The organism is Streptomyces sp. NPDC048248, from assembly GCF_043201875.1.
Classification (GTDB): domain Bacteria; phylum Actinomycetota; class Actinomycetes; order Streptomycetales; family Streptomycetaceae; genus Streptomyces.
On sequence record NZ_JBICZL010000020.1, the window covers coordinates 51,181 to 65,692 of the forward strand.

A 14,512-nucleotide genomic window follows, 5' to 3' on the forward strand; every position below is an offset into this window, starting at 1 on the left:
TGACTGCTCTCAGGGCGACGTTAGCGGTCGTGAGCGATCGTTTGGTAGGGAAGAGATGCGCGTCACGTCTCAGATGACGGACATCACACCGATGGGGTGCCGACCATGGCCGTAAACCCGCCACCCGGCCGTCATTCGTCCGCCCGTACGGCGTAGTTGAGCACCTTTCCGCTCAGCAGTTCCGCCATCTCGTCCAGCAGGACCAGCGCATCCCTGGACACCTCGGCGGCGGTACGGCCGGCGAGCATCTCGCGGGCGATGGCGCCGATGACGGTGGAGTGCACCCAGGAGATCTGGCCGGCGACGAGCAGCGGCAGCGGGTCTGCGGGGCCGGCGCCGGTCTCCTCCCTGAGGGTGTCCTCCAGGTTGACCAGGCTTTCCTGCTGGAGGTACCAGAGCCGGGCCTTGAGGGTGGGGGCGTCGTGGACCACCCGCATGAAGCGGTCGTAGCCGTCGATCAGCCCGAGTGACGGCGAGACGGCGACGGCCTCCTCGCGCAGTTCGCGCAGCACCGCGGTGGCCGCGGACTCGCCCTTGTCGCGGCCGCGCACGGAACGCGACAGCCGGTCCACCAGGCCCTTGCTGCGGTCGAGGAAGAGGTCTTCCTTCGCCGGGAAGTAGTTGTAGACGGTGTTGACCGAGACATCGGCGGCCTCGGCGACCTCGGCGATGGTCACCGCGTCGAAGCCGCGCTCCAGGAACAGGCCGGTGGCCACGTCCGAGATGTGCTGCCGGGTCTGCCGCTTCTTCCGTTCCCTGAGCCCCTCTGCCATGCCTTCACCCTACCCTTCACTGGGTTCCGTTAAATTTTGGAGGCATTGCAATTTTGGTGGTGCTCTGTTTTTCTGTCTCCATGCCAGCCATCAACGCGTCCGCACTCGCCCGGACCTTCACCACCAAGAGGGGTCCCGTCGAAGCCGTGCGCGGCATCGACCTCAGCGCCGAACGCGGCGAGATCCTCGGGTTCCTCGGCCCCAACGGGGCGGGCAAGACCACCACCCTGCGGATGCTCACCACGCTGCTGGCACCCACCGGCGGCAGCGCGACCGTGGCCGACTGCGACCTGGTCCGCGACCCTGCGGGAGTGCGCCGCGCATCCGGGTACGTCGCCCAGTCCGGCGGCGTCGACCCGCACGTCTCGGTGCGCGAGGAGCTGGTCACCCAGGCCCGCCTCTACCGCCTGACCAAGCACCGCGCGCTCGCCCGTACCGAGGAACTGGCCGCCGAACTGGGCCTGACCGAGCTGCTCGACCGCAAGACCGCCACGCTCTCCGGCGGTCAGCGCCGAAGGCTGGACCTGGCGATGGGCCTCGTGCACCGCCCCGAGGTGCTCTTCCTCGACGAGCCGACGACCGGCCTGGACCCCGGCAGCCGGGCCGGCCTGTGGGAGCTGGTCCGCCGCATCCGCGCCGACCACGGCACCACGGTGTTCCTGACCACCCACTACCTGGACGAGGCCGACGCGCTCGCCGACCGCCTGGTGATCGTCGACAAGGGCGTGGTGGTCGCCGAGGGCACTCCGAGGGCGCTCAAGACCGCGTACGCCGGATCCGCCGACGCGTCACTGCAGGACGCCTTTCTCGCCATCACCGGACGCGGCGCCGCCCCCGGGGACAACGCCCCCGTCGCGGTCTGAGCTCCACGGCCGCCCGTCCGCCGCGCCCTCCCCCGCCCCTCCAGGAGTCCCCCGATGCCCACCTTGCTCACCGACACCGCTCTCATCTTCGGGCGGTACGCCCGGCAGACCCTGCGCTCCCGGCTTCAGATGCTCTTCGGACTGCTGATGCCGCTCTTGTACCTGCTGTTCTTCGGTCCGCTGCTCACCGGTCTGCCGCTCGGCCCCGCCGGGACCAGCTCCTGGCAGGTTCTGGTGCCCGGCCTGTTGCTCCAACTCGCCCTGTTCGGCGGCGGGTTCTGCGGATTCGGCATCCTCCTGGAGAAGCAGTTCGGCGTCGTGGAGCGGATGCGCGTGACCCCGGTCAGCCGGCCGGCGCTGCTGCTCGGTCGGGTGCTGCGGGACGTCGCGCTGCTCGTCCTCCAGTCGGTGCTGCTCGTACTGGCGGCCGTCGCGATGGGTCTGCGCGCCCCGCTGTCCGGCGTCCTCATCGGCCTCGCGTTCGTCGCCGTCCTCACCCTCGCCCTCTCCTCGCTGTCCCACGCGCTGGCCCTGAAGGTCAACACCCCCCAGGAGTTCGCTCCCGTCATCAACGCCGTCACCATGCCGTCGATGCTGTTGTCCGGGCTGATGCTGCCGATGACCCTGGGGCCGGGGTGGCTCGACGCGCTCTCGCACGTGATGCCGTTCCGCTATCTCGTCGACGCGGTCCGGGAGGCGTTCACCGGGGACTACGCCTCCGCCGCCCTGCTCCGCGGCGCCCTCGTCGCACTCGCGCTGACCCTGGTCTCCGTGACGCTTTGCACACGGGCCTTCAAGAAGTCCGCGGCGTAGGGTCGTCCGTATGGTGAATCTGACCCGCATCTACACCCGCACCGGCGACAAGGGCACCACCGCCCTCGGCGACATGAGCCGCACCGCCAAGACCGACTCCCGGATCTCGGCGTACGCGGACGCCAACGAGGCCAACGCCGCCATCGGCGTGGCCCTGGCGCTCGGTTCACTGCCCGACGACGTCTCCGCGGTGCTGCTGCGGGTGCAGAACGACCTCTTCGACGTCGGCGCCGACCTCTCCACCCCCGTGGTGGAGAACCCCGAGTTCCCGCCACTGCGCGTCGAGCAGACCTACATCGACAAGCTGGAGGCCGACTGCGACCGCTTCCTGGAGCAGTTGGAGAAGCTGCGCAGCTTCATCCTCCCCGGCGGCACGGCCGGCGCGGCCCTGCTCCACCAGGCGTGCACCGTCGTGCGCCGCGCGGAGCGTTCGACCTGGGCGGCCTTCGATGAGCACGGCGAGACGATGAACCCGCTGACCGCCACCTACCTCAACCGGCTCTCCGACCTGCTGTTCATCCTCGCGCGCAGCGCCAACAAGGAGGTCGGCGACGTGCTGTGGGTGCCGGGCGGCGAGCGCTAGAGCGGACACCGGCCCGGGCCGCCCCGGCCCGGGATCCGGGCGTCAGCGAAGGGACTTCTCCTGCGCGTCGGCCTGCTCCCCGGGGGACGCGGGGCCGCCCGGGTCCTTCTTCTGCCAGAGGAGATACGTCAGGGCGATCAGGCCGTGGATCGCGACCATCCGGCCCGTGGTCATCTGCCACCCCCGCAGCGACGCGGTGTCACCGCCCTCGCCGACGAACCAGATCGCCAGCTGGAGCAGACCCGACGCGACGGCTGCCATCAGCACCGTACGCAGCCACAGCTTCCCCTCGTGCCCGGCGCGGGCGAGACCGTACCGCGGGGGCTTGACCGGCGGAGGTCCGCCGGCGAAGCGATGCGCGAAGTGCCCGTCCACCCAGGCGATGGTGTAGTGCCCGTAGGCGACCGTGTAGCCGATGTAGACGGCGGCCAGGCCGTGCTTCCAGTCCGCGGTCGCACCGTTCCTCAGGTCGATCGCGGTGACGACCAACAGGGTCAGTTCCAGCAGCGGTTCCATCAGCAGCACCGCGGCTCCGGTGCGCGGCATACGGGCCAGGTAGCGCAGCGCCAGACCGGCGACGAGCAGCACCCAGAAGCCGACCTCGCAGACGATGATCAACGTGACGACCACGGTGTCTCTCCTCTCGGGACGAACACCTCAAGGCTCGCAGCGGCGTTCGCCCGCCACGTCGTCGCGCGCGACGATTGAGGACTGCATCTTTCGATGTAGTCGACCGGCGGGAATCCTGGTCCGGACGTGGAGGCGGCGGGCCCCGGCTCCCTGTTTGATGGTGGGGTGACCGCCAGATCCTCCACCGCTCCCGGCCGGCCGCACCGCGTGGATGTGCTCATCGCGGGCGGCGGCCTGCTCGGCGGGCTGCTGCTCTGGACGCTGGATCTGCACGGCGGTCCGCCGCTCCTCGGCCTGCCGGCGGCGCTCACCCTCGTCGCGCTGGCCATCATGTCCGGGGCCGAGCTGCTGCGCCGTACCGCCCCGATGACCGGTCTGGGCATCGCGCTGGCGGCGCTGGCCCTGGACATCTGCTCCGGCACCCTCATCGCCACCGTCCTGATGTTCACGGACCTGATCTACGCGGCCGTCCTCTACGGCAGCCCGGCCGCCGCTCGCCGGATCCCGCAGTGCTCGGTGCTGGTGACGGTGTTGGCGACCGTCGTGCTCACCGCGTTCCGGCACGACCCCCAGGTGGTGACGCTCAGCATCGCCATCGCCCTGGGCACCGTCGCCCCTGCCTGGACCGGATTGATCATCCGCAACCACCGGGACGCCGCGCAGGCCGCCCGGCTGCGTGCCGAGCAGACCGCGCTGCTCGCCGAGATCGACCGGGCCCAGGCGGTCGCAGGCGAACGCGCCCGCATGGCGCGCGAGCTGCACGACGTGGTCGCCAACCACCTGTCCGCCATCGCGATCCACACCACCGCGGCGCAGACCCTCGACGACCCGGCGGCGACACGTGAGGCGCTCGGTGTGATCCGCGAGAACAGCGTGCAAGGTCTGGCCGAAATGCGTCGTCTGATCGGTCTGTTGCGGGACCCCCGAGCGCCCGGCGGCACCGCGGAGCCGGCCGCGACGCCCACCCTCGACGGTCTCGACGCGCTGCTCGCCAAGGCCGGGACGAACGGCGCGAGCAGCGGACTGGCCTTCGTCCTGGACGACGCCCGGTCCGCCGACGGCAGCCGGTCCGCGGTGGCCGCTCCCGTCGAGCTCGCCGCGTACCGCATCGTGCAGGAGTCGCTGACCAACGCGCTCAAGCACGCGGCACCGGGCGAGGTGCGGGTCCGCATCACCCATGAGCGGGGCGCGTCGCTGACCGTCACCGTCAGCAGCCCGTTCGCCGAGCGGCCACGGCCCCGAGCGCCCGGATCCGGCGCCGGGCTCGTCGGGATGCGCGAGCGGGTCGCCCTGCTGGGCGGGGCGTTCGAGGCCGGCCCGGAGAATTGCCCGGCCGGTCGGTTCTGGCAGGTGCGGGCAGTCCTGCCGGCGCCCGAGGAGGGAGAGGGACGATGACAGACGCCACCCCGCGGCCGATCCGGGTCCTCGTCGCGGAGGATCAGTCCGCCGTACGCGCCGGTCTGGTGCTCATCCTGCGCTCCGCCCCCGACATCGACGTCGTCGGGGAGGCCGCGGACGGCGAGGAAGCGGTGTGCCTGGCCCGCGAGCTGCGCCCCGACCTGGTGCTCATGGACATTCAGATGCCCCGGCTCGACGGGGTGTCCGCCACCCGGCAGGTCGTCGCGGAGAGCCTGGCGGACGTCCTGGTGCTGACCACGTTCGATCTGGACGAGTACATCTTCGGGGCGCTCCGGGCGGGCGCCGCGGGATTCCTGCTGAAGGACAGCGACGCGGCCGCCCTGCTGGCAGCGGTGCGGACGGTGGCGTCCGGCGACGGGCTGATCGCCCCGGCGGTGACCCGCCGGCTGATCGCGGAGTTCGCCGACCCGGGTGCGGGTGTGCGGCGGGCGCCGGCCGGTGATGCCCCTGATCCGGCCGTTCTGGACGCGCTCACCCGGCGCGAGCGCGAGGTGCTCGGCTGTCTGGGGCGGGGGCTGTCGAACGCCGAGATCTCGATGCGGCTGACCATGGCGGAGGCGACCGTCAAGACACATGTCAGCCGGCTGCTGGCCAAGCTGGGCCTGCGCAGCCGGGTACAAGCCGCGGTACTGGCACAGGAGTTGGGGGTCGACGCGCCGTGACGAGAGGGGTGCCGCTGCTCAGCCGGCGTTCACCCGTGCCGGGACCGCCGTTCGGGGCGCCGTGCCACACATGGTTCCTCGCTCACGCCACATTGACGCGCTGGCCGGGCGGAGCCGCCTCCAGCCAGGCGAGGAAGCCGGTGAGGGCGTCCTCGCTCATCGCCAGTTCCAGCCGCGTACCGCGGTGGCGACAGGCGAGCACGAGGGAGTCGGAGAGCAGCGCCAGCTCTTCCTCACCCTGGGGAGTGCGGCGCTCGACGACCTCGATGGCGGAGCGCTCCAGGACGCGGCGGGGCCTGGGCGCGTAGGAGAACACCCGGAACCACTCGATCCGGTCCCCGTTGTAGCGCGCCACGCCATAGATCCAGCCCTTGCCGCTGGGCTCCGTCTCGGTCTCCGGAACGTCCCAGCGCAAGCTGCAGTCGAACGTGCCGCCGGACCGCTGGATGAGCCGCCGCCTCAGCCCGAAGACGAACAGCCCCAGCAGCACCACCAGCACGACCGCGCCGCTCACAAGCAGAGCGAGGACCATCTCGACCGACCTCCTCGCCTCGATGAGGTACCCCGGACGGAGTCCGGGGGACGGAAACGCACCTGCATTGCCTCAGCCGCGGGCCGCTCCGGAGGAGTCCGGGCAGCCCGCGGCTGAGGATCGATCTCGTCGGTGGCGGGGCTCAGTGAACGCCCGTCACCGCACGCAGTCGGACATCGGCGCGACGCTCGGCGGCCGCGTCGGCCTCCGACTTCGCTCGCTCCAGGGCCCGCTCCGCGCGCTGGACATCGATCTCGTCCGACAGTTCCGCGATCTCCGCGAGCAGAGACAGCTTGTTGTCGGCGAACGAGATGAAGCCGCCGTGCACAGCGGCGACGACGGTGCCGTCCCCGCTCTCGCCGGTCGTACGAATCGTCACCGGGCCCGACTGCAGCACGCCGAGCAGCGGCTGATGTCCGGGCATGACGCCGATGTCGCCCGACGGGGTGCGCGCGACGACAAGGCTGGCCTCGCCGGACCAGACCTGACGGTCGGCTGCGACCAACTCGACGTGCAGCTCAGCCACGATGGCTCCTCGGGTCTCCACCTGCCAGGCTCGGCAGATGTTGGGTCAAATACTAGTGGTCGTACGGGCCGGGGGCGGACAGGGCCGCCCCCGGGACCGCGAGCACGGGGTCAGGAGACGCCCAGCTCCTTGGCGTTGTTCTTCAGGTCCTCGATACCACCGCACATGAAGAACGCCTGCTCGGGGAAGTGGTCGTACTCGCCGTCGGCGATCGCGTTGAAGGCCGCGATCGACTCGTCCAGCGGAACGTCCGATCCGTCGAGACCGGTGAACTGCTTCGCCGCGTGGGTGTTCTGCGACAGGAAGCGCTCGATACGACGGGCACGGTGGACAACCAGCTTGTCCTCCTCGCCCAGCTCGTCGATACCGAGAATGGCGATGATGTCCTGCAGGTCCTTGTACTTCTGCAGGATGCCCTTGACGCGGGAGGCCGCGTCGTAGTGGTCCTGCGAGATGTAGCGCGGGTCCAGGATGCGGGACGTCGAGTCCAGCGGGTCGACCGCCGGGTAGATGCCCTTCTCCGAGATCGGACGCGACAGAACGGTCGTCGCGTCGAGGTGCGCGAAGGTCGTCGCCGGGGCCGGGTCGGTCAGGTCGTCCGCGGGGACGTAGATCGCCTGCATCGAGGTGATCGAGTGACCACGGGTCGAGGTGATGCGCTCCTGCAGGAGGCCCATCTCGTCCGCCAGGTTCGGCTGGTAGCCCACCGCGGAGGGCATGCGGCCCAGCAGGGTGGAGACCTCGGAACCGGCCTGGGTGAAGCGGAAGATGTTGTCGATGAAGAACAGCACGTCCTGCTTCTGCACATCGCGGAAGTACTCCGCCATGGTCAGACCGGCCAGCGCGACGCGCAGACGGGTGCCCGGGGGCTCGTCCATCTGGCCGAAGACCAGCGCGGTCTTCTCCAGAACGCCGGAGTCCGTCATCTCGTCGATGAGGTCGTTGCCCTCACGGGTGCGCTCGCCGACGCCGGCGAACACGGAAACGCCCTCGTGCAGCTTCGCCACACGCATGATCATTTCCTGGATGAGGACGGTCTTGCCGACGCCCGCACCACCGAACAGACCGATCTTGCCGCCCTTGACGTACGGGGTCAGCAGGTCGACGACCTTCAGGCCGGTCTCGAACATCTCGGTCTTCGACTCGAGCTGGTCGAAGGCCGGGGCCTTGCGGTGGATCGGCCAGCGCTCGGTGACCTGAGCCTCCGCCTCCGGCTCGTTCAGGATGGCGCCAAGGGTGTTGAACACCTTGCCCTTGGTGATGTCGCCGACCGGAACGGTGATGCCGTCGCCGGTGTCGGTCACCGGGGCCTGGCGGACCAGACCGTCGGTGGGCTGCATCGAGATGGCGCGGACCATGCCCTCGCCCAGGTGCTGGGCGACCTCAAGGGTCAGCGTCTTGAGCTTGCCCTGCTCGGCGGGGTCGGCGACCTCGACGTGCAGCGCGTTGTAGATCTCCGGCATCGCGTCGACGGGGAACTCCACGTCGACGACCGGGCCGATGACCCGGGCGACGCGGCCCGTTGCCGTGGCCGTTTCAACAGTGGTGGTCATAGTGGTCAGTCACTCCCCGCGGTCGCGTCGGCCAGAGCACTGGCACCACCGACGATCTCGCTGATTTCCTGGGTGATTTCGGCCTGTCGGGCCGCGTTGGCAAGCCGCGAGAGCGACTTGATGAGCTCTTCTGCGTTGTCGGTCGCCGACTTCATCGCACGACGCGTGGCGGCGTGCTTGGAGGCGGCGGCCTGCAGCAGTGCGTTGTAGATCCGCGACTCGACGTACCGCGGCAGCAGGGCGTCGAGGACGTCCTCGGCCGACGGCTCGAAGTCGAACAGCGGAAGGATCTCGCCCTTGGACGACTCCTCCGCCTCCACCTCGCCGAGGTGGAGCGGCAGCAGACGCTTGTCGACAGCCGTCTGCGTCATCATCGACACGAACTCGGTGAAGACGATGTGGAGCTCGTCCACGCCGCCCTCGGCCGTGTCCTTCTGCACCGCCGCGATCAGCGGGCCGGCCACGGCCTTGGCGTCCGCGTACGTCGGGCTGTCGGTGAAGCCGGTCCACGATTCCGCGACCTGGCGCTCACGGAAGCCGTAGTACGACACACCCTTGCGGCCGATGATGTACGTCTCGACGTCCTTGCCCTCGGCCTTGAGGCGCTCGGTGAGCGACTCGGCGGCCTTGATGGCGTTCGAGGAGTAGCCGCCGGCCAGACCACGGTCGCTCGTGATGAGCAGCACCGCGGCACGGGCCGGGTTGTCCACCTCGGTGGTCAGGGCGTGCTGGGTGTTCGAGCCGGTGGCAACCGCTGTCACCGCGCGGGTCAGTTCACTCGCGTACGGCGTCGACGCCGCCACCTTGCGCTGTGCCTTGACGATGCGCGAGGCGGCGATCATCTCCATCGCCTTGGTGATCTTCTTGGTCGCGGTGACGGAGCGGATGCGACGCTTGTAGACCCGGAGCTTGGCTCCCATGGATCAGGTCCCTTCCGTCGTCACTTGGCGGTGCTGACCGGAGCGTCCTCACCGAGCAGCTTGCCGTCCGAGGTCTCGAACTGCTGCTTGAAGGCGGCGACGGAATCGGTGAGCGCCTGGATGGTGTCGTCGGACATCTTGCCGCCCTCGCGAATGCTGGTCAGCAGGTCCTTCTTCTCCCGGCCCAGGTAGTCCAGGAGCTCCCGCTCGAAGCGGCGGATGTCCTCGACCGGTACGTCGTCCATCTTGCCGGTGGTGCCGGCCCAGATGGAGACGACCTCGTGCTCGGTCGAGAAGGGCGCGTACTGGCTCTGCTTGAGCAGCTCCACCATGCGCTTACCACGCTCCAGCGACGCCTTGGAGGCCGCGTCCAGGTCCGAACCGAAGGCGGCGAACGCCTCCAGCTCGCGGTACTGGGCGAGGTCCACGCGCAGCCGGCCCGAGACCTGCTTCATGGCCTTGTGCTGGGCGGAGCCACCGACACGGGAGACCGAGATACCGACGTTCAGCGCCGGGCGCTGGCCCGCGTTGAACAGGTCGGACTCCAGGAAGCACTGGCCGTCGGTGATCGAGATGACGTTGGTCGGAATGAACGCCGAGACGTCGTTGGCCTTGGTCTCGACGATCGGGAGGCCCGTCATCGAACCGGCGCCCAGGTCGTCGGAGAGCTTGGCGCAACGCTCGAGCAGACGCGAGTGCAGGTAGAAGACGTCACCCGGGTAGGCCTCACGGCCCGGCGGGCGGCGCAGCAGCAGCGACACGGCGCGGTAGGCGTCGGCCTGCTTCGACAGGTCGTCGAAGACGATCAGGACGTGCTTGCCCTGGTACATCCAGTGCTGGCCGATGGCCGAACCGGTGTAGGGCGCCAGGTACTTGAAGCCCGCCGGGTCGGACGCCGGGGCGGCGACGATGGTGGTGTACTCCAGGGCACCGGCCTCCTCCAGCGCACCGCGCACCGACGCGATGGTGGAGCCCTTCTGGCCGACGGCGACGTAGATGCAGCGGACCTGCTTCTTCGGGTCGCCCGAGCGCCAGTTGTCGCGCTGGTTGATGATCGTGTCGACGGCCAGGGCGGTCTTGCCGGTCTGGCGGTCGCCGATGACCAGCTGACGCTGGCCACGGCCGATCGGGGTCATCGCGTCGACGGCCTTGTAGCCCGTCTCCATCGGCTCGTGGACCGACTTACGGACCATGACGCCCGGAGCCTGCAGCTCCAGGGCGCGGCGGCCCTCGGACTCGATCTCGCCGAGGCCGTCGATCGGGTTGCCCAGCGGGTCGACGACGCGGCCGAGGTAGCCCTCGCCCACGGCGACCGAGAGCACCTCACCGGTGCGCTGCACCGGCTGGCCCTCCTCGATGCCACTGAACTCGCCGAGGACAACCGCACCGATCTCGCGCTCTTCGAGGTTGAGCGCAAGACCGAGCGTGCCGTCCTCGAACTTCAGCAGCTCGTTCGCCATCGCCGAGGGAAGGCCCTCGACCTTCGCGATGCCGTCTCCGGCCTCGCTGACCGTGCCGACCTCCTCGCGCGAGGCCGCGTCCGGCTTGTACGCCTGGACGAAGTTCTCCAGCGCGTCCCGGATCTCCTCCGGCCGGATCGTGAGCTCCGCCATCTGGGTTCCCTGCTCTCCTATGTTGGGCCCGAAGTTACTTGCGGGTGTCTGGGGGGCTGTCCCCCAGGGGGTTTCCGCTTACGGCCCAACTCGGGCCGCCGTCATGCTTGTGCTGTGTCCCCGGGGTGGCTTCCGGACCGCAGCCGGACCTTTCGATCCGGCCGTTTCTGGCCCGGCGTCCATCCGCCGGCTGTGCAGCTCTTGAGTTGGTGGGTGACTCAGCCGGCCATCCGTCGGGCCACCTCGGCGAGGCGGTCCGCGATGGTCCCGTTGATGACCTCGTCGCCGATGCGCACCTGCACACCGCCGAGGACCTCGGGGTCCACGTCGAGGTTCAGGTGGATCTGCCGTCCGTACGTCGCGGCCAGCGCAGCGCCGAGGCGCTGACGCTGCCCCTCGCTGAGAGGCACCGCGGAGGTGACCACCGCGACCATGCGGTCCCGGCGGCTCGCCGCAAGCTTGGAGAGGGCGTCGAACCCTGCTTCCAGGCTACGGCCCCGCGGCTGTCCGACAAGACGGACCACCACTCGCTCGGTGACCGGGTTGGCCCGGCCGCCCAGCAGCGAGCGCAGCAGCTCCGTCTTGGCCGCAACCGAGGCGTTCTGGTCGGTCAGCGCACTGCGCAGCCCGGGGTTCGAGGTGACGATCCGGCTGAACCGGAACAGTTCGTCCTCGACGTCGTCGAGCTGACCGGCCCGCTGGGCCGCGACGAGGTCGGCGCTGTAGGCCAGCTCCTCGATCGAGTCCGCCAGGTCACGCGAGCGCGACCAGCGGGAGCGGACCATGCCGCTGACCAGTTCGGCGGTCGGGCCGCCGACCCGGCCACCGAGCAGGCGCTCGGCCAGCTCGGCTCGCGCCTGGCCGGTCTGCGCCGGGTCGGTCAGGACCCGACGCAGCGACACCTCGCGGTCGAGCAGAGCGGTGACGGCAGCCAGCTCCTCGGCGAGCGTCGCCGCGTCGACGGAGGTGTTGTCCGTCAGCGCGTCGAGCTGCTCGCGTGCGGAGGCGAGTGCCTCGCGGCTCGCTCCATTCATCGGCCGGCCTCAGCCTTCGTCGTGTCCGACGCCGCATTGGCCTCGAGCTCGTCGAGGAAGCGGTCGATGGTCCGGCTCTGCCGGGCGTGGTCCTCGAGGGACTCGCCGACGAGCTTGCCGGCCAGTTCGGTGGCGAGGGAGCCCACGTCCTGGCGCAGCGACTGAGCGGCCTGCTTCCGGTCCGCCTCGATCTGGGCGTGACCGGCAGCGATGATTTCCTCACGCTGCCGCTGGCCCTCGGCGCGCATCTCGGCGATGAGCGTCGCGCCCTGCTCCTGCGCCTCCTGGCGCAGACGCGCGGCCTCGTGGCGGGCGTCGGCGAGCTGTGCCCGGTAGTCCTCGAGCACCTGCTGCGCCTCGGCCTGCTTCGCCTCGGCATCGTCCATGCGGCCTTCGATCGCCGCCCGACGCTCGTCCAGAACCTTGTTGATGTTCGGGAGGAGCTTCTTGGCGAGGAAGCCGAAGACGATGAAGAAAGCGATCAGGCCGATGACCAGCTCTGGAATCGGCGGGACCAGCGGGTTCTCAGGAACCTCCGCCGCCATGTTCACCAGGGCGTTCACATCAGTGCCTTCCGTCTGAATCGAATGTCGATGGTTCGTTTACTTGAAAACGAAGCCCATGACGATGCCGATCAGGGCGAGCGCCTCACAGAACGCGAAACCCATGATCTGGTTGGTGCGGATCAGGCCGGCAGCCTCGGGCTGACGGGCCAGGGCCTGGGTGCCGTTACCGAAGATGATGCCGACGCCGACGCCGGGGCCGATCGCGGCCAGGCCGTAGCCGATGGCGCTGGCGCTGCCGGTGAAGGCATCCGCGGAGGCAAGGTTGACGGTTTCGAGAGCAGCGGACATGCCGTTACTTCCTTCTCATTTCACGGACCGGTGGGGGTTGGCCACCGGACAGCTGTTGGGCGGGGAGTCGGGGCGCTCAGTGGTGCTCGGCGAGCGCGCCCTGAACGTAGTTGCAGGCCAGGAGGACGAAGACGTACGCCTGAACGGCCTGGATGAAGAGCTCGAAGGCCGTCATCACGAGGGTCATGACGAACGAGGCGCCGGCGTAGATGATGCCGATGCCGTTCAGCAGGTACCAGCTGGCGATGGTGAACATCAAGATCAGCATGTGGCCCGCGAACATGTTCGCGAAGAGCCGGACTGCGTGCGTGAACGGCCGGATGATCACGTTGGAGAAGAACTCGATGACGACGATCAGCGGCAGAACCCAGCCGAGCGACTTGTCATAACCGGTGATGTTCTTCCAGCCGCCGACGAAGCCGTGCTTCTTGAACGTCAGGTACATCCAGAGGATGTAGACGATCAGCGCGAGACCCGCCGGGAAGGCGATGACCGAGGTCACGGGGAACGCCATCAGCGGGATGATGGACCAGAGGTTCATGATCCAGACGAAGAAGAACAGGGCGACCATGAAGGGGACGTATTTGTCGCCCTCCTTCTTGCCCAGCGCGTCATAGACCAGACCCCGGCGGACGAAGTCGTAGCCCGCTTCGCCGACCATTTGCAGCTTTCCGGGAACAACCTTGGCCTTGGCGAATGCGGCCCAGAAGAACCACACAACGACGACGGTGCTGAGGAAGGCCAGCAGCATCGGCTTGTTGAACTCGAAGCCACCGACCGTGAAGAGGGGCTCGAAGACGAACGAATGAAGACCCGGGGCCTCGAAGCCACACCCCGGAATCAAGAGGTGGCACTCCGTGTCGAAGGCGAGCATCGTTTCAGCACTCACCGCGGGCTCCTTCAGCGTGGCGCATGGGTACGGCAACCTCGTTGTGTCGGCGCGGCGTTGAGCCACGGTGCGGCACTGGACTGGTCTTACGGATGTGGGGGCGGCTGGTCGGCGCTGGGCCGGGTCGGATCACAGGCATGGGCCATGAGGACTGCCCGTTCCATCCCGTGGAACCGGGGCGCTCAGCCGCCTGCGCCAACTGTGCCGCAGTTGGCACCGGACGATAGCAGGCCCGCAAGGGGGCTTTTATTCCGGCCCTACGTGTCACGTCGGCGACCCCGCCGTCTCCGCCTTCTTCGCTTCCGCGGAGTCGGGGTCGGGGTCGACGTACAGGGTCTTCGCCTTCATGTGACCGCGGGTCTGTGCCGCGATCCACACGAGAGTGGTGCCGAGCAACGTGAACGCAAAAGCCTTTGTGTCGAAGAGCGTTGTGTCCTTGAACGCCAGCAGGAAGACAAGGACGGCCAGAATCTGCACCGTGTACAGCAGGAGTCCCATCATCTGGAACAGCTGCGGGTGGTTCCGGGCGGTGCTCTGCAGGACGACGAGCCCGGCACCCATCACGAGCACCACCAGCGCGGTGCCGATGACGGCGCCGATCGCTCCCGTCCCGCCTGCGACCACAGCGCTGACGGCAACGGCGATGGCGCCGATGGCAAGCGTGGGCACAAGGGCGTGAAGGAGTAGTCGGGCGTCATTCGACTGCATGGCGGCGCTCCGGCAAGGGGTGGGGGTTGTCGTCAGGGACGAGCGTAGTCCCGGCCTGAGGCTGAACCTGAGGCCAAAAGACCGTCGCACTACGGCCCTTCGGCTCTATCGCCGGGTTTCGTGAACGGTATCACAAACTA

At 69.0% G+C, this 14,512-nt stretch carries 17 protein-coding genes; 5 read left to right on the forward strand and 12 right to left on the reverse strand.

Features of this window, described 5'->3' with window-relative positions; translation table 11 throughout:
- Nucleotides 1–131: 131 nt before the first annotated feature.
- A complete protein-coding gene (locus ACGFZW_RS32880) occupies nucleotides 132–773 on the reverse strand; it encodes a TetR/AcrR family transcriptional regulator (RefSeq protein ID WP_393896952.1) in 642 nt (213 codons plus the stop codon).
- 80 nt (nucleotides 774–853) lie between these two features.
- Between ACGFZW_RS32880 and ACGFZW_RS32885 the strand changes: the two genes are divergently transcribed.
- From ACGFZW_RS32885 to ACGFZW_RS32895, 3 genes are read left to right on the forward strand one after another with little or no spacing between them, the layout of a single operon-like run.
- On the forward strand, nucleotides 854–1,636 hold the full coding sequence (locus ACGFZW_RS32885; protein ID WP_393896953.1) for an ABC transporter ATP-binding protein: 783 nt from the start codon (nucleotides 854–856) through the stop codon (nucleotides 1,634–1,636).
- A 54-nt stretch (nucleotides 1,637–1,690) separates the two neighbouring features.
- Nucleotides 1,691–2,449, forward strand: coding sequence for an ABC transporter permease (locus ACGFZW_RS32890; protein WP_393896954.1), 759 nt, complete (start codon nucleotides 1,691–1,693; stop codon nucleotides 2,447–2,449).
- Between the two features lie 10 nt (nucleotides 2,450–2,459).
- Nucleotides 2,460–3,032 (forward strand): cob(I)yrinic acid a,c-diamide adenosyltransferase, encoded by a 573-nt coding sequence (locus ACGFZW_RS32895; RefSeq protein ID WP_393896955.1) that lies wholly within the window; start codon nucleotides 2,460–2,462, stop codon nucleotides 3,030–3,032.
- Between the two features lie 42 nt (nucleotides 3,033–3,074).
- Here the strand turns inward: ACGFZW_RS32895 and ACGFZW_RS32900 are convergent, their stop codons facing one another.
- The gene (locus tag ACGFZW_RS32900) at nucleotides 3,075–3,662 is read right to left on the reverse strand and encodes a hypothetical protein (protein ID WP_393896956.1); all 588 of its coding nucleotides are present in this window, start codon (nucleotides 3,660–3,662) and stop codon (nucleotides 3,075–3,077) included.
- Between the two features lie 165 nt (nucleotides 3,663–3,827).
- Here ACGFZW_RS32900 and ACGFZW_RS32905 point away from each other — a divergent pair, with 165 nt between their 5' ends.
- Both ACGFZW_RS32905 and ACGFZW_RS32910 read left to right on the forward strand, forming a co-directional pair.
- Nucleotides 3,828–5,057 (forward strand): sensor histidine kinase, encoded by a 1,230-nt coding sequence (locus ACGFZW_RS32905; protein ID WP_393896957.1) that lies wholly within the window; start codon nucleotides 3,828–3,830, stop codon nucleotides 5,055–5,057.
- Entirely contained in the window at nucleotides 5,054–5,743 is a 690-nt protein-coding gene (locus ACGFZW_RS32910) for a response regulator (protein WP_393896958.1), read from the forward strand. The genes ACGFZW_RS32905 and ACGFZW_RS32910 overlap by 4 nt, the downstream gene beginning before the upstream one ends.
- 82 nt (nucleotides 5,744–5,825) lie before the next feature.
- Here ACGFZW_RS32910 and ACGFZW_RS32915 read toward each other — a convergent pair whose 3' ends face one another.
- The 10 genes from ACGFZW_RS32915 to ACGFZW_RS32960 all read right to left on the reverse strand — a co-directional run bounded on the left by ACGFZW_RS32915 (nucleotide 5,826) and on the right by ACGFZW_RS32960 (nucleotide 14,372).
- Nucleotides 5,826–6,275: a DUF2550 domain-containing protein gene (locus tag ACGFZW_RS32915; RefSeq protein ID WP_393896959.1), complete on the reverse strand. Its 450-nt coding sequence runs from the start codon at nucleotides 6,273–6,275 to the stop codon at nucleotides 5,826–5,828.
- 142 nt (nucleotides 6,276–6,417) lie between these two features.
- Nucleotides 6,418–6,801 (reverse strand): F0F1 ATP synthase subunit epsilon, encoded by a 384-nt coding sequence (locus ACGFZW_RS32920; protein WP_393896960.1) that lies wholly within the window; start codon nucleotides 6,799–6,801, stop codon nucleotides 6,418–6,420.
- Nucleotides 6,802–6,911: 110 nt separating this feature from the next.
- Nucleotides 6,912–8,354, reverse strand: a complete 1,443-nt coding sequence (gene atpD, locus ACGFZW_RS32925; RefSeq protein ID WP_393896961.1) for a F0F1 ATP synthase subunit beta — start codon at nucleotides 8,352–8,354, stop codon at nucleotides 6,912–6,914.
- 5 nt (nucleotides 8,355–8,359) lie between these two features.
- Entirely contained in the window at nucleotides 8,360–9,274 is a 915-nt protein-coding gene (locus ACGFZW_RS32930; protein WP_393896962.1) for a F0F1 ATP synthase subunit gamma, read from the reverse strand.
- A gap of 20 nt (nucleotides 9,275–9,294) precedes the next feature.
- Nucleotides 9,295–10,887 carry a F0F1 ATP synthase subunit alpha gene (gene atpA, locus ACGFZW_RS32935; protein ID WP_393896963.1) on the reverse strand — a complete coding sequence of 531 codons (1,593 nt, stop codon included), beginning with the start codon at nucleotides 10,885–10,887 and terminating at the stop codon, nucleotides 9,295–9,297.
- A 218-nt stretch (nucleotides 10,888–11,105) separates the two neighbouring features.
- Nucleotides 11,106–11,921, reverse strand: a complete 816-nt coding sequence (locus ACGFZW_RS32940) for a F0F1 ATP synthase subunit delta (protein WP_393896964.1) — start codon at nucleotides 11,919–11,921, stop codon at nucleotides 11,106–11,108.
- Nucleotides 11,918–12,484, reverse strand: coding sequence for a F0F1 ATP synthase subunit B (locus ACGFZW_RS32945; RefSeq protein WP_393896965.1), 567 nt, complete (start codon nucleotides 12,482–12,484; stop codon nucleotides 11,918–11,920). The genes ACGFZW_RS32940 and ACGFZW_RS32945 overlap by 4 nt, the downstream gene beginning before the upstream one ends.
- A gap of 39 nt (nucleotides 12,485–12,523) precedes the next feature.
- Nucleotides 12,524–12,775: an ATP synthase F0 subunit C gene (gene atpE, locus ACGFZW_RS32950; RefSeq protein WP_393896966.1), complete on the reverse strand. Its 252-nt coding sequence runs from the start codon at nucleotides 12,773–12,775 to the stop codon at nucleotides 12,524–12,526.
- 76 nt (nucleotides 12,776–12,851) lie between these two features.
- Nucleotides 12,852–13,649 (reverse strand): F0F1 ATP synthase subunit A, encoded by a 798-nt coding sequence (gene atpB, locus ACGFZW_RS32955; protein ID WP_393896997.1) that lies wholly within the window; start codon nucleotides 13,647–13,649, stop codon nucleotides 12,852–12,854.
- Between the two features lie 279 nt (nucleotides 13,650–13,928).
- Complete coding sequence (locus tag ACGFZW_RS32960; RefSeq protein ID WP_393896967.1) at nucleotides 13,929–14,372, reverse strand: hypothetical protein; 444 nt, start codon at nucleotides 14,370–14,372, stop codon at nucleotides 13,929–13,931.
- Nucleotides 14,373–14,512 lie beyond the last annotated feature (140 nt).

What these genes read in the sequence shown, in the direction of transcription:
- atpE (WP_393896966.1), bottom strand. Translation starts at nt 12,775, where the DNA reads ATGTCCGCTGCTCTCGAAACCGTCAACCTTGCCTCCGCGGATGCCTTC.
- atpB (WP_393896997.1), bottom strand. Translation starts at nt 13,649, where the DNA reads ATGCTCGCCTTCGACACGGAGTGCCACCTCTTGATTCCGGGGTGTGGC.
- ACGFZW_RS32880 (WP_393896952.1), bottom strand. Translation starts at nt 773, where the DNA reads ATGGCAGAGGGGCTCAGGGAACGGAAGAAGCGGCAGACCCGGCAGCAC.
- ACGFZW_RS32910 (WP_393896958.1), top strand. Translation starts at nt 5,054, where the DNA reads ATGACAGACGCCACCCCGCGGCCGATCCGGGTCCTCGTCGCGGAGGAT.
- ACGFZW_RS32890 (WP_393896954.1), top strand. Translation starts at nt 1,691, where the DNA reads ATGCCCACCTTGCTCACCGACACCGCTCTCATCTTCGGGCGGTACGCC.
- ACGFZW_RS32915 (WP_393896959.1), bottom strand. Translation starts at nt 6,275, where the DNA reads ATGGTCCTCGCTCTGCTTGTGAGCGGCGCGGTCGTGCTGGTGGTGCTG.
- atpA (WP_393896963.1), bottom strand. Translation starts at nt 10,887, where the DNA reads ATGGCGGAGCTCACGATCCGGCCGGAGGAGATCCGGGACGCGCTGGAG.
- ACGFZW_RS32960 (WP_393896967.1), bottom strand. Translation starts at nt 14,372, where the DNA reads ATGCAGTCGAATGACGCCCGACTACTCCTTCACGCCCTTGTGCCCACG.
- ACGFZW_RS32895 (WP_393896955.1), top strand. Translation starts at nt 2,460, where the DNA reads ATGGTGAATCTGACCCGCATCTACACCCGCACCGGCGACAAGGGCACC.
- ACGFZW_RS32940 (WP_393896964.1), bottom strand. Translation starts at nt 11,921, where the DNA reads ATGAATGGAGCGAGCCGCGAGGCACTCGCCTCCGCACGCGAGCAGCTC.
- ACGFZW_RS32930 (WP_393896962.1), bottom strand. Translation starts at nt 9,274, where the DNA reads ATGGGAGCCAAGCTCCGGGTCTACAAGCGTCGCATCCGCTCCGTCACC.
- atpD (WP_393896961.1), bottom strand. Translation starts at nt 8,354, where the DNA reads ATGACCACCACTGTTGAAACGGCCACGGCAACGGGCCGCGTCGCCCGG.
- ACGFZW_RS32885 (WP_393896953.1), top strand. Translation starts at nt 854, where the DNA reads ATGCCAGCCATCAACGCGTCCGCACTCGCCCGGACCTTCACCACCAAG.